Source organism: Bradyrhizobium sp. SZCCHNRI1029 (genome assembly GCF_032487555.1).
Classification (GTDB): domain Bacteria; phylum Pseudomonadota; class Alphaproteobacteria; order Rhizobiales; family Xanthobacteraceae; genus Bradyrhizobium.
Genome location: NZ_JAUEUK010000003.1, coordinates 27,350 through 47,838, shown reverse-complemented (window position 1 = coordinate 47,838; position 20,489 = coordinate 27,350). Strand labels below are relative to the sequence as shown.

General features: G+C 64.6%; 17 protein-coding genes and 2 tRNA genes. 10 read left to right on the top strand and 9 right to left on the bottom strand.

What is annotated here, in order from left to right; translation table 11 throughout:
* Window positions 1-70 precede the first annotated feature (70 nt).
* Together QW861_RS09425 and QW861_RS09420 are read right to left on the bottom strand one after the other, a co-directional pair.
* Complete coding sequence (locus QW861_RS09425; RefSeq protein WP_315751102.1) at window positions 71-916, bottom strand: DUF1365 domain-containing protein; 846 nt, start codon at window positions 914-916, stop codon at window positions 71-73.
* Between the two features lie 7 nt (window positions 917-923).
* Complete coding sequence (locus QW861_RS09420) at window positions 924-2,237, bottom strand: NAD(P)/FAD-dependent oxidoreductase (protein WP_315711856.1); 1,314 nt, start codon at window positions 2,235-2,237, stop codon at window positions 924-926.
* Window positions 2,238-2,604: 367 nt separating this feature from the next.
* On the opposite strand from QW861_RS09420, the gene QW861_RS09415 reads away from it, so the two are divergent.
* Genes QW861_RS09415 through QW861_RS09390 form a run of 6 tightly spaced genes read left to right on the top strand, consistent with a single transcriptional unit; the run spans window position 2,605 to window position 12,712 of the window.
* A complete protein-coding gene (locus tag QW861_RS09415) occupies window positions 2,605-4,059 on the top strand; it encodes an efflux transporter outer membrane subunit (protein WP_315712618.1) in 1,455 nt (484 codons plus the stop codon).
* Window positions 4,049-5,449 carry an efflux RND transporter periplasmic adaptor subunit gene (locus QW861_RS09410; protein ID WP_315711857.1) on the top strand — a complete coding sequence of 467 codons (1,401 nt, stop codon included), beginning with the start codon at window positions 4,049-4,051 and terminating at the stop codon, window positions 5,447-5,449. Before QW861_RS09415 ends, QW861_RS09410 begins: the two co-directional genes overlap by 11 nt.
* Before the next feature lie 29 nt (window positions 5,450-5,478).
* Window positions 5,479-8,607 carry an efflux RND transporter permease subunit gene (locus QW861_RS09405; protein WP_315751104.1) on the top strand — a complete coding sequence of 1,043 codons (3,129 nt, stop codon included), beginning with the start codon at window positions 5,479-5,481 and terminating at the stop codon, window positions 8,605-8,607.
* Window positions 8,607-11,711 (top strand): efflux RND transporter permease subunit, encoded by a 3,105-nt coding sequence (locus QW861_RS09400; protein WP_315711860.1) that lies wholly within the window; start codon window positions 8,607-8,609, stop codon window positions 11,709-11,711. Before QW861_RS09405 ends, QW861_RS09400 begins: the two co-directional genes overlap by 1 nt.
* A 39-nt stretch (window positions 11,712-11,750) precedes the next feature.
* Window positions 11,751-12,488, top strand: a complete 738-nt coding sequence (locus tag QW861_RS09395) for a tRNA-uridine aminocarboxypropyltransferase (protein WP_315711862.1) — start codon at window positions 11,751-11,753, stop codon at window positions 12,486-12,488.
* A gap of 50 nt (window positions 12,489-12,538) precedes the next feature.
* Entirely contained in the window at window positions 12,539-12,712 is a 174-nt protein-coding gene (locus QW861_RS09390) for a hypothetical protein (protein ID WP_315711864.1), read from the top strand.
* 50 nt (window positions 12,713-12,762) lie between these two features.
* On the opposite strand, the gene QW861_RS09385 is transcribed toward QW861_RS09390, so the two are convergent.
* Window positions 12,763-12,836: transfer RNA gene (locus QW861_RS09385), tRNA-Cys, on the bottom strand.
* A gap of 454 nt (window positions 12,837-13,290) precedes the next feature.
* Here QW861_RS09385 and QW861_RS09380 point away from each other — a divergent pair.
* Both QW861_RS09380 and QW861_RS09375 read left to right on the top strand, forming a co-directional pair.
* Window positions 13,291-13,866, top strand: a complete 576-nt coding sequence (locus QW861_RS09380; protein ID WP_315751106.1) for a ubiquinol-cytochrome c reductase iron-sulfur subunit — start codon at window positions 13,291-13,293, stop codon at window positions 13,864-13,866.
* Between the two features lie 91 nt (window positions 13,867-13,957).
* Window positions 13,958-15,700 carry a methanol/ethanol family PQQ-dependent dehydrogenase gene (locus tag QW861_RS09375; protein ID WP_315751107.1) on the top strand — a complete coding sequence of 581 codons (1,743 nt, stop codon included), beginning with the start codon at window positions 13,958-13,960 and terminating at the stop codon, window positions 15,698-15,700.
* Window positions 15,701-15,814: 114 nt separating this feature from the next.
* On the opposite strand, the gene QW861_RS09370 is transcribed toward QW861_RS09375, so the two are convergent.
* From QW861_RS09370 to QW861_RS09345, 6 genes are all read right to left on the bottom strand, one after another.
* Window positions 15,815-15,994: a hypothetical protein gene (locus QW861_RS09370; protein ID WP_315711867.1), complete on the bottom strand. Its 180-nt coding sequence runs from the start codon at window positions 15,992-15,994 to the stop codon at window positions 15,815-15,817.
* Window positions 15,995-16,363: 369 nt separating this feature from the next.
* Window positions 16,364-16,768, bottom strand: coding sequence for a response regulator (locus QW861_RS09365; protein ID WP_315711868.1), 405 nt, complete (start codon window positions 16,766-16,768; stop codon window positions 16,364-16,366).
* On the bottom strand, window positions 16,746-17,210 hold the full coding sequence (locus QW861_RS09360; RefSeq protein ID WP_315711869.1) for a response regulator: 465 nt from the start codon (window positions 17,208-17,210) through the stop codon (window positions 16,746-16,748). The genes QW861_RS09365 and QW861_RS09360 overlap by 23 nt, the downstream gene beginning before the upstream one ends.
* A 229-nt stretch (window positions 17,211-17,439) precedes the next feature.
* Window positions 17,440-18,285, bottom strand: coding sequence for an EamA family transporter (locus QW861_RS09355; protein ID WP_315711870.1), 846 nt, complete (start codon window positions 18,283-18,285; stop codon window positions 17,440-17,442).
* 15 nt (window positions 18,286-18,300) lie between these two features.
* Window positions 18,301-18,804, bottom strand: a complete 504-nt coding sequence (locus QW861_RS09350) for an NUDIX domain-containing protein (protein ID WP_315751108.1) — start codon at window positions 18,802-18,804, stop codon at window positions 18,301-18,303.
* Window positions 18,805-18,970: 166 nt separating this feature from the next.
* Window positions 18,971-19,045, bottom strand: a tRNA-Asn gene (locus QW861_RS09345).
* Between the two features lie 257 nt (window positions 19,046-19,302).
* Between QW861_RS09345 and QW861_RS09340 the strand changes: the two genes are divergently transcribed.
* The gene (locus QW861_RS09340; RefSeq protein WP_315711872.1) at window positions 19,303-19,488 is read left to right on the top strand and encodes a hypothetical protein; all 186 of its coding nucleotides are present in this window, start codon (window positions 19,303-19,305) and stop codon (window positions 19,486-19,488) included.
* A gap of 133 nt (window positions 19,489-19,621) precedes the next feature.
* Entirely contained in the window at window positions 19,622-20,287 is a 666-nt protein-coding gene (locus QW861_RS09335; protein WP_315712619.1) for a protein-L-isoaspartate O-methyltransferase family protein, read from the top strand.
* The last annotated feature ends 202 nt before the right edge of the window (window positions 20,288-20,489 follow it).

The window sequence follows — 20,489 nt, the reverse complement described above, 5'->3', positions numbered from 1 at the left end:
CCGTCGGCTGGCCGGTGCGGCACCTGTGCGGGCAGGGATCACGGACGCAGAGCGAGCCGGCCGTTTCCGGTCAGCGTCGTGACATATAAGCGTGGCTGCCGTTCCCCGCCAAGCCGGTATTGGTTCCAGGGCTTGCACTGATTTCGCCACGCGGGACGAGGCGGACGCCTTTGGCCCACAGCCGCAGTGCCTCCCAATGGATCGCGGCGAAGATTTTGACAGTCACCAGCGGGAGCGAGACGAAGGCTGCGAGCAGGGAGCCAGACGTCAGCCCGCGACGGCGGCCAGAGAAGGTTGCAGCGAGCAGGGGCCCGTCGGGGCCAGTTTCCAGAATCCGCAACTTGACCTTGTCGCCCGGCGGCATGACCCGGAAATGGTAGCGCATCGCCATGTCGATGAACGGCGAGACGTAGAAGGTCTTGTCCTGCGTCTGGCGCAGCCCTGCCGCGGACAGCTCATTGGATCTGACCGGCAGCACATAGGGCTTGATCTCGCCGAAGGTGTTGCGGACCTCGTAGATCATCAGCGCCAGGGTGCCGTCGCTGCGATAGCAGAAATAGACCGACAGCGGATTGAACACGTAGCCGAGCAGCCGCGGATAGCACAGCAACAGCACGCGTCCGCCGCCGAGATCGATCCCCTGATCCGCCGCGCAGGTCTGCGCATAGGCCAGCAGCGACGAGCCGTCGCGCGGACCGTGGTCGGCCTCGTGGAAGCTGTAGAGCGCTCGCCGATTGACCCCGAACAGCGAGGCCTGCCGGTCCACCTGGTCGAGCCGGCCGAGATCGATCAGCAGGCTCATAACGCGATACCGGAAGCGGTGCGTGGTCGGCCGCATGCGGGCATGCATGACCTCTCCGACATAGAGCGCGGCCGCTTCCGTTCGGTCATCCTGTCCCGAGTGATCCATGTCCATATCGCGCCTATTCCGCAGCCTCGGCGAGCTCGGTGGGAAACCCGCGCCATGGCACGCTCGCGCCGAGCGCCTCCGCCACGGCGAGACCCGAGCGCAGCCCGTCCTCATGGAAGCCGTAGCCGGTCCAGGCCCCGCAGAACCAAGTATGGCGCTGCCCCTGAATCGCTGCCAGGCGCTTCTGCGCCGCAAAGGCCGCAGCCGTATATTGTGGGTGCTCACAGATGTATTTGCCAAAGGTCAGCTCCGGGGCCGGAGCGAAGGGTGGGTTGAGGCTGACGAACAGCGGCTTGGCGTCGTCGATGTCCTGCAGGTTGTTCATCCAATAGGTGACGGCGACGTCGTTCATGGGAACGCCCTCACGCTGCCAGCGCAGGAAATTCCACGAGGCCCAGGCGCGGCGGCGCTTCGGCATCAGCCTGCTGTCACGGTGCAGATAGATCGTGTTGGGCGAATATTTGATCGCACCGAGGATGCCGCGCTCCCGCTCGTCCGCGTCGGTGAGCATCGACAAGGCCTGGTCGCTGTGTGCGGCAATCACCACGTGATCATAGGTGTCCCGACGCCCGCTGCTGTCTTGAACGACGACGCCGTGGGCGGTGCGTTCGATGCTGGTCACGGCGCTGCCGAGCCTGATCTGGTTGCGGAAGCTCGACGTCAGTTTCTCCACATAGCGCCGGCTGCCGCCCTTGACGGTGCGCCAGACCGGACGGTCATATTGCAGCAACCTGTGGTTGCTGAAGAACGCGACGAAGTTCTCGGCCGGGAAGTCCAGCATCTCGGACGCCGGGGCTGACCAGATCGCGGCCCCCATTGGCGCCAGATAGTCGGTGAGCAGTCGCGGGGCGAAATGGTTGCGCCGGAAATAATCACCGAGCGTAAGGCCATGCAGGCGGCCGGCCTTGAAGTCGGCTGTACTCTGCTCGTTGAAGGTCAGGATGTCCCTGAGCATCCAGAGATAGGATGTCGACAGCAGGTTGCTCGGCTGCGCGAACAGCCCCTTGGCGGTGTCGAGCCAGGTGTTTCCGCCACCTTTCCATTCGAAGCGGCCGGCATCCGCGGTGACGGCAAAGCTCATGCTGCTGTCGACCGTCTCGACCCCCAGATGGTCGAACAAGGCGGTGAGCTCAGGATAGTTCAGCTCGTTGTAGACGATGAAGCCGATGTCGACCGAGACCGGAGCGCCGTCATAGTCGATCGTCACGGTATGGCTGTGGCCGCCCGGACGGAGATCACGCTCGTAGACGGTGATCGGATAACGTTTCGCCAGGGACCAGGCCGCGGCGTTACCCGCAATACCCGTTCCGACCACCGCAACTCGCATGAATGCCCCCTGAAGTTCACGTGCAAGTTACGGAGTCCCAGCCAAAGGGTTTCACGGGCGCGCTCGCCGCGTCACACCCCGGCCAAAACGGCATTCGACAGATGAAATCTTGGTAAGGCGGCAGCCGGGGGCCCGTGGCTCTGCCTTCACGAAACTCCGCTGATTTACGGGAGATTCGTCGATTCGGTGGACTTTATCGGCACCATCGCTGCTGGGGCGACGGGGGGGCTGCAGGGCTGTCCGCCGCCGTGGGCTGCGGCTAGAATGATTCCCAAGACTACAGGGAAGCATCACGCCAGTGTCCATCGTGCCGATCGCCGTCGACGAGCCTTGCCGCGCGTCCGCTGACCCGCGGATCGTCGCCGGGATGCGGGAGCGCCGTGTGCCGGCTACCCTGCGGCGATTTGTCCACTGGCTGGCGGCGATCGGATTGGCGGCGAACTCGGCCGGCTGCCTGCTGACCCAGGATATTCCCGATCCGGCCCTCGACTTGCCCCAGCGCTACAAGGCGGCGTCCGGTTCCGATATGGCGGCGCCGCCGCCGCTGGATTGGTGGCGCGGCTTCGGATCACGCGAGCTGACCCAGCTGATGGAGGAGGCGCAGAGCGTCAACCTCGACATTGCCGCTGCTGTGGCAAGGTTCCGGCAGGCCGATGCGCTGGCGCGGCAGGCCGGCGCGGCGCTGCTGCCAAGCCTGTCGAGCACGGGGCAGGAGACCTATTCGCGCACGTCCGGGTCGAGCTCCAGCGGGCTCACCAATGGCGGCCGCGAGGTCGTCAATTACCAAGCCTCGCTCTCTGCGAGCTACCAGCTCGACTTCTTCGGCCAGAATCGCGACGCGCTGCAGGCGGCCGAGGAAACCGCGGTAGCCAACCGCTTCGACCGCGACGTCACGCAGTTGACGACGCTTGCCACCGTCGCCAATGCCTATTTCCAGGTGCTGGCCGCGCAGGATCGGATTCGGACGGCTGAGCGCAACATCGCCAGCGCCACGCGTGTGCTCGATGCCATCCGCGAGCGGCAGAAGGCTGGCACCGGCAACGATCTCGACGTCGCGCAGCAGGAGAGCGTGCTCGCCAATCAGAAGGCGGCGGTGCCGCCGCTGCGCCAGACGCTCGATCAGAACGTCAATGCCCTGGCCGTGCTGGTCGCGCGATCGCCCGAAGGCATTCGGGTCATTGGCGGCTCGCTCGATCAGATCAGGACTCCGCGGGTCACGCCTGGTCTGCCGTCGGAGATCCTGACGCAGCGTCCGGACATCCGCCGGCAGGAGGCCCAATTGGCATCGGCAACGGCCAATGTCGGCAGCGCGCGGGCGCAGTTCTTTCCGAGCATCCAGCTCACGGGCAACGGCGGCTACCAGAGCGCGGCACTGGTGTCGCTGTTTCAGCCGCATGCGGCGTTCTTCAGCCTCGCCGGCAGCCTGACCCAGCCGATCTTCGACGGCGGCCGGATTCTGGGCAACTTCGAGAACGCCAAGGCGCGGCAGGATGAACTGCTGCAGACCTACCGCAAGACCGTGATCCAGGCCTTCACCGACGTCGACAATGCGCTGTTCTCGATCAAGCAGACCACGATCCGACTGCAATTGCAGCGCCAGGTCGTCGCCGCCTCGCGGCGTGCGTTCGAATTGTCGGAGCAGCAGTTGCGCGCGGGAACTGCCGACATCGTGACCGTCTTGAATACGCAATTGACGCTGTTCCAGGCCGAGGACGCGCTATCGCAGGCGCAACTGGCGCGCCTGCAGGCGTTTGTGAGCCTCTACCAGGCGCTCGGCGGCGGCTGGGAGCCGCGCATGGAGAAGTCGGCCGATGCTCTTTAAACCGGACGAGAAGGGAGCAGCGGCAGTGAAGCGCGCGCGGTCCAGCGTGGCACGGCGACTGGTGTCGATCGCGATCACGCTGCTGATCCTCGGCGGCCTCGGCTATATCGGCTGGTCGGCGATGCAGCAGAAGCAGCAGGCCAATAACCGCTTCGCGCGGCCCGACCTTCCCGTTCCGGTCCTGGCTGCCTCGCCTGCCATCAAGGACGTGCCGGTCTATCTCGACGGCGTCGGCGCGGTGCGCGCGCTGAACACGGTCACGGTGCGCTCGCAGGTCGACGGCAAGCTGATCGCGGTCAATTTCGTCGAAGGGCAGGACGTCAAGAAGGGCGACGTGCTCGCGGAGATCGATCCGGCGATCTATCAGGCGCAGTACGATCAGGCCGTTGCCAAGAAGGCGCAGGACGAGGCGCAACTCGCCAACCAGAAGCTCGACCTCGCCCGCTACGAGCAGCTCGCCGCCAGCAATGCCGGCTCCAAGCAGCAGGCCGACACGCAGCGCGCGGTGGTGGCGCAGCAGCAGGCGCTGATCAAGGCGGATCAGGCCGCGATCGACAATGCGGCGACGACCTTGAGCTACACCAAGATCGTGGCGCCGCTCTCCGGCCGCGCCGGCCTGCGCCAGGTCGACCAGGGCAACATCGTTCATGCCTCTGACGCGACCGGCCTCGTCGTCATCACGCAGCTGCAGCCGATTGCGGTTCAGTTCAGCCTGCCCCAGCAGCAGATCATGCGCGTCAATGCGGCCGCCGCCAAGGGACCGCTCGCCGTCGACGTGTTCGGCAATGACGGCGTCACCGTCATTGACACCGGCACGTTGCGGGGCATCGACAACCAGGTCGATCAGACGACGGGCACGCTGAAGCTGAAAGCAGAATTCCCCAACGGCAGATTTCAGCTCTGGCCGGGACAGTTCGTCAATGTCCGCCTCAAGGTCGAGACCCTGTCGCAGGCGATCACGGTGCCGACGTCGGCCGTGCAGCGCGGGCCGGCAGGTACGTTCAGCTACGTGATCGGCGAGGGCGACATCGTCTCTGCGCATCCGGTGGCGGTCGTGCAGCAGAATGAGAGCGAGGCCGTGATCGCGAGCGGCTTGAGCCCCTCGGACCGTGTGGTGACGACAGGCTTTGCCAACCTCGCCGAGGGCGTCAAAGTGGTGGTCGGGCGCGCCGAGCAGACGCCGCAGGCCGATCTGGCGCCACGCAAACGCGGCCGCAATCCGCAAGCAAAGGATCAAGGCAAGGACCAGGCCAAGGAGGGCGGAGCTCCGCCTGACGGCGCGAAGGACGGCGAGCCGCGTCGCAGGCCTCAGGCCGCGGGCCAGACCGATGCCGGTGCAGCGCCCCAGGGAGGGAGTGAAGCAGGTCGCGGCGCGAAGGCGCAGCCATGACGCGACCGCAAAAGTGACGAGCAGTCGCGATGAGCGTCTCCGAACCCTTCATCCGCCGTCCTATCGCGACCTCGCTGCTCGGCGTCGCGCTGCTGATCGGCGGCCTGCTCGGCTATCTCGCGCTGCCGGTCTCGGCGCTGCCGCAGGTCGACTTCCCGACCGTCCAGGTGACGACGCAACTGCCGGGCGCCAGCCCCGATGTGATCGCCTCGCTGATCACGGCGCCGCTGGAGCGCCAGCTTGGCCAGATCCCGTCGCTCTCGGCGATGAACTCGACGAGCTCGTTCGGCGTCAGCCAGATCTCGCTGCAGTTCGATCTCGGACGCGACATCGATGGCGCCACGCAGGACGTCCAGGCAGCGATCAATGCCGCCGCCGGCGTCTTGCCGAAGTCGCTGCCCTATCCGCCGACCTACGCCAAGGTCAATCCGGCCGACGCACCGGTCATGACGCTCGCGCTGACCTCGGACACGATCTCTTTGCGCGCGATGAGCGACATGGCCGACACGATCCTGGCGCAGCGGCTGAGCCAGGTCTCCGGCGTCGGCCGCGTCTCGGTGCTCGGCGGACTCAAGCCCGCGGTGCGCGTGCAGGCCGACCTGGCGCGGCTCGCCGCCTATGGCATCTCGATGGAGGACCTGCGCGCCGCCATCGCAGGCGCCAACGTCTCCGGTCCCAAGGGATCGCTCGACGGTGCCCAGCAGGCCTATCTGATCACGGCCAACGACCAGATCGGAGCCGCCGACGCCTACAAGCCGATCATCATCGCCTACCGCAACGGCTCGCCGGTCACGATCGGCGATGTCGCAACGATTATCGATGGTCTGGAGAACGATCGGACCGGCGGCTGGTACCAGGGTGTCCCTGCGGTCATCCTCGACATCCAGCGCCAGCCGGGTGCCAACGTTATCGAGGTCGTCAAGCAGATCCGTGCCGAGATCCCGAAGCTGCAGCGCACGCTTCCCGCCGGCGTGAAGCTCGCCATCGTCAGCGATCGCACCGTGACCATCCGCGCCTCGGTGCACGACGTGCAGTTCACGCTGGTGCTCAGCGTGGTGCTGGTGACGCTGGTTGTGCTGCTGTTTCTGCGCTCGCTGCGCGCCACGATCATCGCCGGCGTCGCGCTGCCGCTGTCGCTGATCACGAGCTTCGGCGTGATGTACTTCGCCGGTTTCAGTCTCGACAATCTCTCGCTGATGGCACTCACCATCGGCACCGGCTTCGTCGTCGACGACGCCATTGTGATGATCGAGAACATCGTGCGCCATATGGAAAATGGCGAGAGCGCGATGAACGCCTCGCTGCGCGGCGCGCGCGAGATCGGCTTCACCGTGATCTCGCTGACCGTGTCGCTGATCGCGGTGTTCATTCCGCTGCTGTTCATGTCCGGGCTTGTCGGTCGCATGTTCCGCGAGTTCGCGTTGACCTTGACGATCGCAGTCGTGACGTCGGCGGTGGTCTCGCTGACCCTGACGCCGATGATGTGCTCGCGGCTGTTGAAGCATGCCAGCGAGGAATGGGTGCTGCCGGGGCTGAACGCCATCAGCCGCTTCATCGACCGCACGGTGGCGGTCTATCACCGCAGCCTGCTCTGGGTGCTCGACCGCCAGACCGAGACGCTCGTCGTGACCTTCGCGACCTTGGCGGCGACCTTGGCGCTCTACGTCGTCGCGCCCAAGGGCTTTCTGCCGCTGCAGGATACCGGCTCGATCACTGCGGTGACCGAGGCCGGCCCCGACGTGTCGTTCGCCGAAATGACGAAACGCCAGGCGGACGTCGCCGCCGCGATCCAAGCTGACGCCGACGTCGTCGGCGTCGTCTCGGTGATCGGCGCCGGATCGGTCAACCCGACCACCAATGTCGGCCGTCTCGTCATGACCTTGAAGCCACTTGGCGAGCGGCAAGATGGCGTCGCCGAGGTGATCGATCGGCTGAAGCAGAAGACCTCGGGCGTGCCCGGCATGACCGTGTACTTCCAGCCGGTCCAGGACGTGCAGATCTCGACCCAGGCGAGCCGCTCGCAATATCAGTACACGCTGACCGGCGCCGATGCCGCCGAGGTGTCGAAATGGGCGAGGCAGCTTGTCGGAGAAATGCGCCGCGACCCTCTATTCCGCGACGCCTCCTCCGAAGCCCAGGAGGGCGGCCTGCGCGCGGAGCTGACCATCGACCGCCAGCGCGCCGGCCAGCTCGGCGTCAGCCTGCAGGGCGTCACCGACACGCTCAATGACGCCTTCGCGCAGCGGCAGATCTCGACGATCTACGGCCAGGCCAACCAGTACCGCGTGGTGCTGGAGGCGCTGCCGATGTATCAGCGCGACCCGTCGGTCCTGTCGAAGCTCTATCTGCCTGGCGCCGGCGGCCAGGTGCCGCTCTCTGCGGTGGCAAGCCTCAAGCGCACCACGGCGCCGCTGGCGATCTCGCATCAGGCGCAGTTTCCGGCGGTGTCGCTGAGCTTCAACCTCGCGCCCGGCGCGGCGCTCAGCGAGGCGGTCGACGCGCTTCATGCGACCGAGAACCGCATCGGCATGCCCGGCAGCATCATCGGCGTCTATTCGGGCGATGCCGCCGAGTTCGCCAAGTCGCTGGCCGGCCAACCCTGGCTGCTGCTCGCGGCCGTGGTTACGATCTACATCGTGCTCGGCGTGCTCTATGAGAGCTACATCCATCCGATCACGATCCTGTCGACGTTGCCGTCGGCGGGCGTCGGCGCCATCCTGGCCCTGATGCTGTTCGGCCAGGATCTCTCGGTGATCGGCCTGATCGGCATCATCCTCCTGATGGGCATCGTCAAGAAGAACGCGATCATGATGATCGACTTCGCGCTCGAGGCGGAGCGTCACGAGAACCGCCCCCCCTACGACGCCATCGTGCAGGCGTGTCTCCTGCGCTTCCGCCCGATCATGATGACGACCCTGGCCGCTCTGTTCGGCGCGCTCCCGCTGGCGATCGAGAGCGGCACCGGCTCGGAGCTGCGCTTTCCGCTCGGCATCTCCATCATCGGCGGCCTGCTGCTCAGCCAATTGCTGACGTTGTACACGACGCCGGTCATCTATCTCGCGCTCGACCGCATCAATCGTCGCTTCAAGCGCGCGCTGCCGTCGGCGCCGGACCTGCCGTCGCCGCCGATCGCAGGTGCGACCGAAGGCATCCAGTGATGGCCTCGATCTCCGAGCCGTTCATCCGCCGGCCGGTCGGCACCACGCTGCTCTCGATCGGCCTGTTCCTGGTCGGGATCGTCGCCTATATCTTCCTTCCCGTCGCACCGGTGCCGAACGTCGACTTCCCCGCGATCTTCGTCAGCGCGTCGCGCCCGGGTGCGGACCCGTCCGTCATGGCGGGGACGGTCGCGGCGCCGCTGGAGCGACGACTCGGCGAGATCGCGGGCGTCAACCAGATCACCTCGACGAGCTCGCTCGGCACCACCAACATCCAGATCCAGTTCTCGATCGGCCGCGACATCGACAAGGCCGCGCGCGACGTGCAGGCAGCCATCAATGCCTCGCTGTCGGACCTTCCGAGCGACCTTCCGGCGCTGCCGCGGTTCCGCAAGGCGAACACGGCCGCGGCTCCCGTATTCGTTCTCGCCCTGACCTCGAAGACGATGACGACGAGCGCGATGTACGACGTCGCCGACACCGTGCTGGCGCAGCGGCTGTTCCAGGTGCCCGGCGTCGGTAACGTCACTGTCAGCGGCGCCGATCAACCCGCCGTGCGCATCGCGCTCAATCCGGTCTCGCTCGCCAATGCCGGCATTTCGACCGACGATGTCCGGACGGCGATCATCAATGCCAATCCGATCGGGCCTGTCGGCATCTTCGAGGGCGGCCGCCAGAGCGAGACCATCGCCATCAACCGGCAGATGCGCAGCGCGGCCGAATTCCGCGACATCCTGATCAAGAGCAGCAATGGCAGCTTCGTGCGGCTGTCGGATGTCGCCGACGTCGAGGATTCCGTACGCAACGTGCGTTCGATCGCCTGGTTCAACAAGCAGCCAGCGGTGCTGATCCAGATCGCCAAGCAGGGCGATGCCAACGTGATCGAGACGGTCGACCGTGTGAAGGCGCTGATCCCGGAGCTCAAGCAATGGCTGCCGGCGGGCATCGAGATCTCCACTCTGGTCGACCGCACCGGGACCATTCGCGCCTCGGTCGACGACATGCAGTGGACCTTGCTCGCGACCGCCGTGCTGGTGATGGTCGTCGTGTTCCTGTTCCTTCGCCGTCTGGTGCCGACGGTCGCGGCCGGCGTCTCGGTGCCGCTGGCGCTCGCCGGTACCTGCGCGGCGATGTGGCTCGCAGGCTTCTCGATCGACAATCTGTCACTGATGGCGCTCGCGATCTCCGTCGGCTTCGTCGTCGACGACGCCATCGTCATGATCGAGAACATGTACCGCAATCTCGAGCATGGCCTGTCGCCGATGCGCGCCGCGCTCGATGGCGCCCGCCAGATCGGCTTTACCGTGTTGTCGATCAGCCTTTCCTTGATTGCAGCCTTCGTGCCCTTGATCTTCATGGACGGCGTCGTTGGCCGTCTCCTGCGTGAGTTCTCGCTGACGCTGACCTTCGCAATCGTCGTGTCGACGTTGGTGTCGCTGACGGTGACGCCGATGATCTGCGCGCATTACATCAAGGAGACGCTGTCCGATCGTGCCACCTGGTTCGACCGTATCGTCGAAGGCGCGCTGTCCGGCATGGTCCGCTTCTATGCCTGGACGCTGCGCGGCGTGCTGGTTTATCCGTTTCTCACCCTGATCGTGTTCTTCGCCACCATCGCGCTCACGGTGACGCTCTACATCAAGGTGCCCAAGGGCTATTTCCCGACCGACGATTCCGGCTTCGTCATCGGTGCGACGCGCGCCTCGGCCGACATTTCGTTCCAGTCCATGCTGGGCCTGCAGCAGCGGCTCGCCGACATCGTGATGGCCGATCCCGCCGTGGCCGGGATCGGCTCGACGATCGGGGGCGGCGGCGGGCCGGGTGGCGCGACGTCCAACCGCGGTACCATGTTCATCAATCTCAAGCCCCCGGCGGAGCGCGAGGGCGTCTCCACTGAGCTCGTGATCAACCGCCTCAGGCGGAGCCTCGCGACGGTCCCCGGCATTCGGCTCTTCATGTTCGCCGCGCAGGACGTGCGCACCGGCGGCCGTCAGAGCGATTCCGACTACCAGTACACGTTGAGCAGCCCCGATCTCGACCTTCTGCAGAAATGGGCGCCGATTGTCGCCAAGCGCCTGGAGACGGTCGACGGCATCACCGACATTTCCAGCGACCGCGATCCCGGTGGCCTGCAGCTCGCGCTGCGGATCGACCGACAAAAGGCGGCGAGCCTCGGCGTCCGCGTCCAGGATATCGACAACGCGCTCAACAACGCCTTCGCGCAACGCCAGATCTCGATCGTCTACAGCCAGCGCAACCAGTACATGGTCGTGCTGGAGATCGACCCGAAATTCCAGACCGATCCCTCCAATCTCGACCGCATCTATGTGGCCGGGGCAGGGGACGCGCAGGTGCCGTTGTCGGCGCTGGTCAAGGCCGAGCGCGGCCTGTCACCGCTGGCGGTGTATCACTCGCAATCGTTCCCTTCGACCACCGTGTCGTTCAACCTGCTGCCGGACGTGCCCTTGCAGACCGCGACCGCCAACATCCAGCGCGCCGTCGACGAGCTGCACATGCCGGAGGGCATCCGCGGCAGCTTCGACGGCAATGCCGGGGACTTCAACAAGAGCAGCGGCCGCCAGCCGCTCTTGATCCTGTTCGCCCTGGCCGCGATGTATATCGTGCTCGGCGTGCTCTATGAGAGCCTGGCGCATCCGCTGACCATCATCTCGACCCTGCCGTCGGCCGGGCTCGGCGCGCTGCTCGCTTTGCAGGTCACCAACACACCGCTGACAGTGATCGCCTTCGTCGGCATCATCCTGTTGATCGGCATCGTCAAGAAGAACGGCATCATGCTCGTCGATTTCGCGCTCGAGGCCGAGCGCCAGCGCGGCATGTCCTCGGCCGATGCGATCTTCGAGGCCTGCCGGGTGCGCTTTCGCCCAATCCTGATGACGACCCTCGCCGCGCTGTTCGCCGGCCTGCCGCTGGTGATCGCGACCGGTCCGGGCACCGAGCTGCGCCGCCCGCTCGGCATCACCATCATCGGCGGGCTGCTGGTGTCGCAGATCCTCACCCTCTACACCACGCCGGTGATCTACCTGCTGATCGACCGGCTGCGCCGCCGCTCGACCCCGGAGCCGCTCGCCGCGCCCGCTGAATGAGCCGTTGTGGCCCTGTCCGCGGGCGCGTATAGCCGCCGCATGCCAGAACCACACGACCATCCGCCGCTCGCCACCGAGGCGCCGCCCGATTGCCCGCGTTGCCAGAAACCGCTGCCGTTGTGCATCTGCGACAGCGTCACACCGCTGGAGAGCCGGCTGGGGCTCCTGATCCTGCAGCATCCGCAGGAGCAGGATCGCGCGCTCGGCACCGCGCGGCTCGCCGCCCTGCATTTCAAGAACGCGGTGGTCAAGGTCGGGCTATCCTGGCCAAGCCTCGCCAAGGCACTGGGACGGCCGGTCGCCGATCCCGCGCGCTGGGCCATTCTCTATCTCGGCTCGGCGAAGGCGGCCGAGCTCGATCCCGAGAGCGAGGTGGTCGCGGTGACCCGCAAGGGTGAGGTCGCCGACAACCAGCGCGCCATCCTCAAGTCGATCGAGGGCGTGATCCTGCTCGACGGCACCTGGAGCCAGGCCAAGGCGCTGTGGTGGCGCAATCCGTGGATGCTGAAATGCCAGCGCGTGATCCTCGGGCCGCGGCAGCCGTCGCGCTACGGCCGGCTGCGGCGCGAACCGCGCCGCGACGGGCTGTCGACCATCGAGGCTGCGGGGATGCTGATGGCCGCGCTGGAACGGCGGCCGGAGATCGCCACGGCCCTCGACGCGAGCTTCGAGCGCATGCTGGCGCGGTATCGGGAGGTGGAAAAAGCGCAGCCGGAGCTCACGCCCCGCCCAAAGGCCCGCAAGCCGGATTGGCGCAACCGTAAACGGCGGGTTTAGGAACCGGAGGTACGCTTCTTGCATTGCCGCATGGAACGAGGATGAGAGCCATGCCGGAAGCAGAAAAGTCCAATGTGGTGCAGTTCCGGGATTACGCGCCCCGGCTGGCCGGCAGATCCGGCTCGGATCGGACGGGCGTCTCGGCCGGTGAACGAGGGGCAATTCTGACTTGGCCGCGCGCGCAGGTCAGCTATCCCGGCGGCATCGACGATCTGCCCATCTAGCGCCGGTTCGCGGCCCCAATGGGTAGTCCAACCGCTTGATTTTGATCGAGTGGAGGCCACGACCAGAATTGAACTGGTGTAAACGGTTTTGCAGACCGCTGCGTAACCACTCCGCCACGTGGCCCCTGTGGGCGGAGCAATATAGGCAATCTCTCGGTTAGGCAACCATTCTCGTCGCGAAGGCCGACGTCGTCGATCCGGGCCTTCGGCCAGCTGGAATTTCGATCCGCCCAGCCGCGTTTCGAACTGGTCGGCATCGGGCACGGCAGCGCATAGAGGGATTGTCGCGCCGCCCTCATCGCGAACCATGGTCCACAACTCGCGTGGTCGCAATTCCAGACGGAGCTGGCGACACCGTCGCTTCCGATCACGAGGAGCTTTCGCCGAACCGCTGCACCGGCGATGACGCGCAGCAGCGACGATAGTTGAAGACATCGCGGCGAAATCGCGCAACACGCCTTGATTTCGTAAGGTTGTGTCGTTCTAATTATTCTATGTCAGGGTGCGTTGCGGGGAGTCGAGCTCCCTAAAACAGCACGCCTGCGACTCGCACACAACTTCACACGCAAAGATCTGTCATGGATGATCACCCGACACGCCGCTCGGTGGTTTTCGGCACGCTTGCCGCATGCGCAACGGTTGCCAGCGCGGCGGCCGATGACGACGATCCGCGCAAGGAGAAGCGGCCGCAAAAAGGCGACCTGATCGTGTTCTCGGAAGGGGAACGCGAAGGGCAGACGGTCACGCCTGATGACTTGAAGATTGGCGAGCCACCGGTTCATGGGTGGCCGAAGGATCCAGCGAATGCGATCGTGCGTGACGGGTCGCGATTGAACGAGGTGCTGCTCGTCAGGCTCGATCCAAACGAACTCGACGAAGACACGCGTCGGCGTGCGGCCGAAGGCATCGTCGCCTATTCGGCCATCTGCTCGCATGCGGGATGCCCGGTCACGGCCTGGATCAAGGCGACCGAGGGCAACGACGATGTCTTCAAATGCATGTGCCACAATTCCGAGTACGACCCGAGGCGCGGGGCGCAGGTCGTGTTCGGCCCCGCGCCCCGGCGGCTCGCCGCGCTTCCCCTCGTGATCAAGGACGGCGCGCTCATGATCGCTGCGTCCTTCATTGGAAAGGTAGGCGGCCAACAGGGCTGATGAGATCCCATGTGCCTATCGGAACTCGCATCGTCTCGACACCCGTCACGACAACAAGTGAATCGAAAAACGAAGCAGGGGAGGTTTGTCCATGTCCATCACGTCCACCGCGATCAAGCAATGGCTGCTATCGAGCACCCTGGCGTTCACCTGTCTCGCCACACCGGCAGCCGTGGCCGGCCCGATCGACAACTACAGTCCTGTCACGCCCACGCGGCTCGAAGATCCCGAGCCAGGCAACTGGATGCTCTATCGCCGGACCTATGATGGCCAGGGGTATAGTCCGCTCGACCAGATCAACACCACGAACGTCAAGGACATGGTGCCGGTCTGGACCTTTGCCACCGGCGTGGTCGAGGGGCACGAGGCGCCGCCGCTGGTCAACAACGGCGTCATGTTCATCACGACGCCGATGGGGCAGGTGATCGCGCTGAATGCCAAGACCGGCGACCAGTACTGGCGCTACAAGCGCGAGCTCCCGGAGGATCTGTTCCAGCTGCATCCGACCAATCGCGGCGTCGGCCTGTGGCAGGACAAGCTCTACCTCGCCACGACGGACGATCATCTGGTCGCGCTCGACGCCAAGACCGGCAAGGTGCTGTGGGACAAGAAGGTCCAGGACTACAGGAAGGGACAATATCTCACGCTGATGCCGCTCATCGTCGACGGCAAGGTGATGGTCGGCGGATCCGGCGGCGAGTTCGGCGTCCGCGGCTATGTTGCCGCTTATGACGCCGAGGACGGCAAGGAGCTTTGGCGCACCTTCACTATTCCTTCCGAAGGCGAGCCCGGGCATGACACGTGGAGCGGCGACGACTGGAAGAATGGCGGCGGGTCTGCCTGGATGACCGGCACCTACGACAAGGACACCAAGACGGTGTATTGGGGCGTCGGCAACGCCGCGCCCTGGCCGGGGGGCCTGCACCCCGGCGACAATCTCTACACCAGCTCGGTGATCGCGCTGGATCCTGCTACCGGAAAGATCAAGACGCATTTCCAGTATCACCAGAACGACTCGTGGGACTGGGACGAGGTCGATGCACCGATGCTGGTCGACCTGCAGCGGGACGGCCGCAGCTTCAAGAGCCTGATCCATCCCGGACGCGACGCCATCTTCTGGGTGCTCGAGCGCACGCCGGTGCGAATCAACTACGTCAACGGCTGGAACTTCGTCCACACCGATGTCTGGAAGGGAATTGAGCCCGAGACGGGACGGCCGATCGTAGATCCCGCGCACAAGCCGACGCTCGGCAAGCGTGTCGACTTCTGTCCCTCGTTGTGGGGCGGCAAGGACTGGCCGTCCGCGGCCTACAGCCAGAAGACGCGCTTCGTCTACGTGCCGGCGAACGAGAATTTCTGCGGCGGCTTCACCGGGGAGAAGCTGCCGCTCGTTCCCGGCCAGCTCTGGCTCGGCACCAAGGCCGAGGACATCGGGCTCACGGTGCGGCCCGGTGCCGACCATTTCGGGGAGCTGCAGGCCTGGGATCCGGCGACAGGCAAGAAGGTGTGGTCGCACAATTTCCCGAAATCCCAGCTGTTCGGGTCGGTGACCGCGACGGCGGGCGATCTCGTTCTGGTCGGCGGCACCAACGACCGGATGTTCCGGGCGTTCCATGCCAAGACCGGTGAGCTGCTGTGGGAGCAGAAGACGAACTCGGGCATCATGGGCATGCCCGTCGCCTATGAGGCGGATGGCACGCAGTACATCGCCGTGCAATCCGGCTGGGGCGTCGATGCGCAGCGCATCCAGGATGCGCTCTCGAAAGGCGACATCGGTCTGGAGGACAACGTCCCGCAGGGCGGCGTCGTCTGGGTATTCGCAGTCAGGAAGTAGCGCCGGTTATCTGAAGGGCGGCGGCCTCGGCAGTCGCCATCTCAGAAAATGAAGACCGCGGCAGCGTTCCGGCGTGCCGATCCCTTGGCTTGCATGACGACAGAAGATCGCGCGTCAGCAGGCCGCGAACCAGCCGTCCGGAAACGGGATCAGCGGCCAGGCGCCCTGGTTGTCGTTGGCCGCCGTGGGGAAATGCAGAATTGAGAACAAGCGGGCCATGGAATCGGTCTCGGTCTCGGGCGCAATAGCGGTTCTCACAACGTCCATCAACAACTCGTATTCGGCTTCGCTCATCTCGCCCTCGCGCAAACTGCGAGCCACGATGGCGAAATTCCACTTTTTTCAAATTGAGCGGATCGTTCAAATTCTAACGATCGGGCACGACGGACCCAATTGGTTAGCGGTGCCCTTCGTTCCAAATATACCGCGGTCCGCTTTGTTCCAGTGTGAACGGGCTCACATCCCAAGGCTTCGCGTCGTCGGTGACCCGTCTGCCCGCGCGGCAGGTGATGCCGTGCAGCGATCACGATCCGGCCCGTAGCCGACCGGGAGCAAGAGATCCGCAACGCCTGCCGCGAGTCGCAGGCCGCTTCACTGGCAAAGGCCGAAGAGGCGACCCGCTCCAAACGTCCGGCTCGACGCAAGCGGCAGAATCGCTGGCGGTCAAACCGCGACGGCGAGAAGCTCGGTGTCCTGCACCAGAATGTCGCGCATCAGCTGCGACAGGTCTTTCGGCTTGAACGGCTTCGCCAAACGATGAAGGCCGACCATTCTGGGCGAGGGGCCGAGCAAATCAGGCGTCCCGCGTCCTGATTCCAGCACCATGCCCGACATCATCACGATGGGCATCGTGGGCCGGGCCGCCCGTGCAGCCCGGATGACCTCGTTGCCGTCCATGTCGGCCAAGTTGAGATCGATCAGAGCCGCGGCGAAATCATCGCGGGACACGGCATCCATGGCCAGCCGACCGTCGGTGACGGCAGTGACCGCGTAGCCCTCGCGAACCAGAAGGTGCTGGATGACACAGCAAACGCCGACTTCGTCATCAACGACCAGGATGTTCATCATGAGCCCTTCCTGACAGACGTGGATGAGGAGCGACGTGCCGCGCCTCGCTCAGAAGTCGTTGGCGCACCTCGATCGCACGATCGACCGCTTCGAGCAGATCGAGGATGTCGAACGGCTTCTGCAACGCTGCCGTCGCTCCGAGCTTGATTGCCATACCGAGGAAGTCTGGAGCACCCAGTTTCTTGTCGGTGAACGCGTAACCGGAGATCGCGATGAACGGGACCGTGGGATCGAGCTTGATGAGCTCGCGAATGGTTGCGATGCCGTCCATGCCCGGCATGAACATGTCGATCACGACGGCATCGAAGGACACGCTGCCGATCAATCGAATGCCGGTCGGACCGTCCGGCGCGAGAAACACGCAGAACCGCTTCTTCTTCAATAATGTTTCCAGCGCAGCGCGCGTGGCACAATCATCATCAATAATGAGGACAGTAGGCATGGGCCACCTCAGTATCAGCAGGACTGAAGGACGCTCACGCTACAAGGACAATAGGCTGAGGCTCGAAAATGGCAAAGTAGTTAACACTGAATTAGTTGTCGCGATTCGGCAACCAGGGGTTTTACGGAACTTCCTGTCCGGGGCCGCTGGCCGGCCTTCTGTTGTGCATCATGCGATGAAGATGGAACTATGATGTCCGGGGGTGATGGCTCCGGTTGTTTGAAGAATCTCAGTCCGGCTTGAGCAGGGCGACCGCGACCAGCCCCATTGCGATCAGCGCTGCACAGCAGAGTCGTCGCGGCGTTGCACGCTCCTTCAGGAACAGCACGCCGATCAGCGTCGCAAACAGGACGCTGCATTCGCGAAACGCGACCACATTGGCAATCGGATTGCGGCTCAAGGCCCAAAGGAATACCACGAACGACGTCAGCCCCAGGGTGCCTGCGATCAGCACCGGGATCCAGGCGTCTCGGATCTCCAACACCAGCGCAGGTCCTCGCAGCATCATCGCGACGAGAAAGAACACGACACTGTCGAGTACGATCATCCAGACCGTGAACGAAGCCCAGCCTTCGGTCTGCCGGGTGCCTGCCGCATCGACGACCGAATAGCCGGCGATCAGTGCGGCGGCGCTGACGGCGGCCCAGAACGCGCGGCGGTCGATCGGACCGTGGATTCGGTCGCTCGCCAGGCCGGTGATGCCGAGGACGATGACGGCAATTCCGATCAACTGCCCGCTCCGTGGCAGTTGCTGCAGACCCAGCGAGGCAAATAGCGTTGCGAACAGCGGAACGATGCCACGCGCGATCGGGTAGGCGCGTCCAAGCTCGGCCGAACGGTAGGCCATTGCGAGGCTCGCCTTGTAGCCCGCGTGCAAGACCAGCGAGGCCACGATGAGCGGCCAGGTAGCGAGTGCCGGAACGGGAACGAGAAACAGGAAGGGCAGGATCAGGGCGCTGCTGACCAGACCCATGCCAGCGAGGAGGGAGAGGCCGCTGCCGGTCTTGACGATGGCATGCCAGCTCGCGTGAAGCAGACCGGCCATCAGCATGAGAATTGCGGCGACAGGATCCAACGACTCGAGTCCGGTTCAGCTTTCGGGCCGCCAGCTCGCGGCAGCGAAGTAGGGGGTGGGGTCGTGCTGGAGCGCCTGCCGCGAGATGATCCGGCTCGATGGCGACACCGGGAGCTGGTCCCATTCCCCACGATCGACGAATCGAAGGCTCGCGATCTCCTCGCCATCGGGCGCAAGCGCGCCGCCTTCGATGACGGCCTCGAAGGCGATCACCGTGTAGTAGGTCAGATCACCGTTGGGATAGCGGATGAGGAACTCCGGGCCCCCGAACACCCCGAGCAGGCGAATCGGCCGGACCACGAGCCCGGTCTCCTCGAAGCATTCGCGGGTGGCCGCGTCGGCCGGGTGCTCATTCGGATCGATGGCGCCGCCGGGCAACGTCCAGAGGCCCGTCTCCGCGTCGCGCCCGAGCAGAATGCGGCCCTGGTTGTCGAACACGGAGATGGAAACCGCTGTGGTCGCCAAAAGATCATGGCCGATCTTGCTGCGGACGGCTCTCAGATGATCGGAAATCGGCATCGCTGGTCGTCACTTGCAAGAGATGCGCCCCGCTTGCCCGACGCTCCATGCGCGGTCAAGGCAAGACAGCGAAGATCGGCGCACGTTCGCGGCCAATCGGCGGATGTCCCGCGTCACAAGAAAGAGGGATTGGGAGGATATATAGAACCATTCGGCATGGCCAGAATGGCTCCCCGGGCTGGATTCGAACCAGCGACCATTCGATTAACAGTCGAATGCTCTACCGCTGAGCTACCGAGGAACAGGCGAAGCAATGTTCGCGAATGCGGCTGCGTATAACAAAGCCGTTTCGCCTTGCATAGAACGAAATCGCATCTTTGCGACGATTGCGGGCTCAGGAATAAAATACCGAAATTTCAGATGGTTAGATTGATTTTGAACGCTTGCTGGGCAGCGGTCGCCCACAGTTCGATGACAGGAAATTCACTTGGAAGGGAGCAAACCGGCCCCGATAGTTTGCTGGAACCGGCCAGTGCCCGCGGTCATGGAGTGTCGTAGATGCCAAACACCGTCGTCCCATTCGCTGAAGCAGTCTCCGCGCCCTCGTTGATTCCCGACCAGGTCGAGCGTCTCAGCGATGACGAATGTCTCACGCGGTTGGCCGACATGATGACGCGCGGTGATTCCGAACATATTGACGAGATCGCGCAGTTGCTCGGGCGACTGGCCGTGGTGATCGAGTAGCCGGCGGTCGGCTCACTCACAGGTGGCGTCCCAGCGGCTCCGTTGAAACCCGCATGTTGCCTTTTCCAGGGCCTTGTACCAAAAGATTGCGCAGATCGTCCGCGGTCCATCCGCTTTGCTTGCAGGTCTGCTCATGTCTTCATTCGCGACGGCGCGCCAGAAAATGGTCGATGGTCAGGTCCGGACCAACGACGTCACCGATCACCGCGTGCTGGATGCGTTGTTGACCGTGCCGCGGGAAGCCTACGTTCCCACAGATCGGCAGGCGCTGGCCTACCTCGACTTGGATCTCGACGTCTCCGAAACCGCCTCGGCCAAGCGGTATCTGATCAAGCCGATGCTGACGGGAAAACTGCTGCAGGCTGCCGAGATCAAGCCGACCGACAGCGTGCTGGTGGTTGGATGCGCGACGGGCTATCTCGCCGCGCTGGCCGCCCGACTGGCGGGCAGCGTGACGGCGACTGAGGTCGATTCTGCCATCGAAGGGCGCGCCAAGCAGCTGCTTGCCGCCGTCGATGGCTGCCCGGTTACGATTCGAGTCGCGCCGGCCGCGCAGGGTGATCCGGCGGACGGCCGCTTCGACGTGATTCTCCTCAATGGAGCGACCGAGGTCGCTGTGGACGGTCTTTGCCGTCAATTGAAGGAGGGCGGCCGCCTGGTCGGCGTCTTCGCCGCCGCGCGTCCCGCCCGCGCCATGATCTTTACGCGATCGCATGGTGATATCGGCAGCAGGGTTCTGTTCGATGCTGCGGCGCCGGTCATTTCCGGTCTCGAGCGGGTCCCCGAGTTCGTTTTTTAAGTCGTCCGACGAGGTCCTTAGCGACCCCTCTGAATTGCCGAGCCGCCCGTCGCGCAGCACGGCTTGGTGCGTCGTCTTCGCGGCCGCGGGCGGGCAAAATTCTGTTTTAAATCAGAAGTGTGGCCTGGATGCTGCACGTTGACAGTTTTCGATACGGGTTCCAGGCTTGGGTGGTTCCGTTGCGCTTGCATGGGGAATAAGG

What these genes read in the sequence shown, in the direction of transcription:
- QW861_RS09350 (WP_315751108.1), bottom strand. Translation starts at nt 18,804, where the DNA reads ATGCCGATTTCCGATCATCTGAGAGCCGTCCGCAGCAAGATCGGCCAT.
- QW861_RS09415 (WP_315712618.1), top strand. Translation starts at nt 2,605, where the DNA reads ATGCGGGAGCGCCGTGTGCCGGCTACCCTGCGGCGATTTGTCCACTGG.
- QW861_RS09410 (WP_315711857.1), top strand. Translation starts at nt 4,049, where the DNA reads ATGCTCTTTAAACCGGACGAGAAGGGAGCAGCGGCAGTGAAGCGCGCG.
- QW861_RS09365 (WP_315711868.1), bottom strand. Translation starts at nt 16,768, where the DNA reads ATGATGAACATCCTGGTCGTTGATGACGAAGTCGGCGTTTGCTGTGTC.
- QW861_RS09375 (WP_315751107.1), top strand. Translation starts at nt 13,958, where the DNA reads ATGTCCATCACGTCCACCGCGATCAAGCAATGGCTGCTATCGAGCACC.
- QW861_RS09390 (WP_315711864.1), top strand. Translation starts at nt 12,539, where the DNA reads ATGCCGGAAGCAGAAAAGTCCAATGTGGTGCAGTTCCGGGATTACGCG.
- QW861_RS09395 (WP_315711862.1), top strand. Translation starts at nt 11,751, where the DNA reads ATGCCAGAACCACACGACCATCCGCCGCTCGCCACCGAGGCGCCGCCC.
- QW861_RS09335 (WP_315712619.1), top strand. Translation starts at nt 19,622, where the DNA reads ATGTCTTCATTCGCGACGGCGCGCCAGAAAATGGTCGATGGTCAGGTC.
- QW861_RS09380 (WP_315751106.1), top strand. Translation starts at nt 13,291, where the DNA reads ATGGATGATCACCCGACACGCCGCTCGGTGGTTTTCGGCACGCTTGCC.
- QW861_RS09370 (WP_315711867.1), bottom strand. Translation starts at nt 15,994, where the DNA reads ATGAGCGAAGCCGAATACGAGTTGTTGATGGACGTTGTGAGAACCGCT.
- QW861_RS09425 (WP_315751102.1), bottom strand. Translation starts at nt 916, where the DNA reads ATGGACATGGATCACTCGGGACAGGATGACCGAACGGAAGCGGCCGCG.
- QW861_RS09400 (WP_315711860.1), top strand. Translation starts at nt 8,607, where the DNA reads ATGGCCTCGATCTCCGAGCCGTTCATCCGCCGGCCGGTCGGCACCACG.
- QW861_RS09420 (WP_315711856.1), bottom strand. Translation starts at nt 2,237, where the DNA reads ATGCGAGTTGCGGTGGTCGGAACGGGTATTGCGGGTAACGCCGCGGCC.
- QW861_RS09360 (WP_315711869.1), bottom strand. Translation starts at nt 17,210, where the DNA reads ATGCCTACTGTCCTCATTATTGATGATGATTGTGCCACGCGCGCTGCG.
- QW861_RS09340 (WP_315711872.1), top strand. Translation starts at nt 19,303, where the DNA reads ATGCCAAACACCGTCGTCCCATTCGCTGAAGCAGTCTCCGCGCCCTCG.
- QW861_RS09405 (WP_315751104.1), top strand. Translation starts at nt 5,479, where the DNA reads ATGAGCGTCTCCGAACCCTTCATCCGCCGTCCTATCGCGACCTCGCTG.